This is a genomic window from Bartonella sp. TT29SHDZB, assembly GCF_042193395.1.
GTDB lineage: Bacteria > Pseudomonadota > Alphaproteobacteria > Rhizobiales > Rhizobiaceae > Bartonella.
The window spans coordinates 1-625 of the sequence record NZ_JBHILQ010000147.1; the positions used below are offsets into that span (position 1 = coordinate 1).

The window sequence follows — 625 nt, forward strand, 5'->3', positions numbered from 1 at the left end:
GATATCCCTTGCATACCAAATTGATAGCCTTTTAAAGCAGCCATCAAGGCAAATGATCTTGTCTTTCCAGACCCTCGTCCACCCCAAGCAGCACGCACCAAAGCCTTATCTGTAAAAATCGGTATAAGCTTTGGAACAATACTAATCTGTCGTGTCGTCATTGACCAAAGGCGCGATTTCTACACGCGTTATCACCTTAATGGCTCCCCCATCTTCACCTGTTACCTGTAAAGGCAACACCTTACCAAGCAATGCTAAATAAGCAGCGGGGCATTCCATAGCCTGTTTTTCCAAATAAGAAATCAAACCATCCTTGCCAATTTTATTCCCAGCATTCTCAGCAGCCTTAACCACTGCTTCTTTTAAAATGCGCGTCATCTTATTCGGAACGCCTTTGACACGCCCTTGACCTGCCTTTGGTGGTATACGCTTTTTAATGGGTTGTGGAGCCTGTTCTGTATTTTGTGATGTCATAAAATACACCCTCCAGATAATAAAAAACCCCGCATTTGCGGGGATTTTGAACTGTACATTTCCCTCTCTAGACACAATACGACCAAGTACAGTGCTGTCATTAAATACGATTTGCTACACTTTGTCAACATAAAAATAACACATATTGATA

The 625-nt window shown here is 42.2% G+C and carries 1 protein-coding gene and 1 pseudogene; both read right to left on the reverse strand.

Features of this window, described 5'->3' with window-relative positions; translation table 11 throughout:
• Window positions 1-161 (reverse strand): annotated as a pseudogene (locus tag ACFIJJ_RS10035) (PBSX family phage terminase large subunit); the annotation flags it as partial.
• Entirely contained in the window at window positions 142-474 is a 333-nt protein-coding gene (locus ACFIJJ_RS10040; protein ID WP_375646853.1) for a hypothetical protein, read from the reverse strand. The gene ACFIJJ_RS10040 and the pseudogene ACFIJJ_RS10035, both read right to left, overlap by 20 nt.
• Window positions 475-625 lie beyond the last annotated feature (151 nt).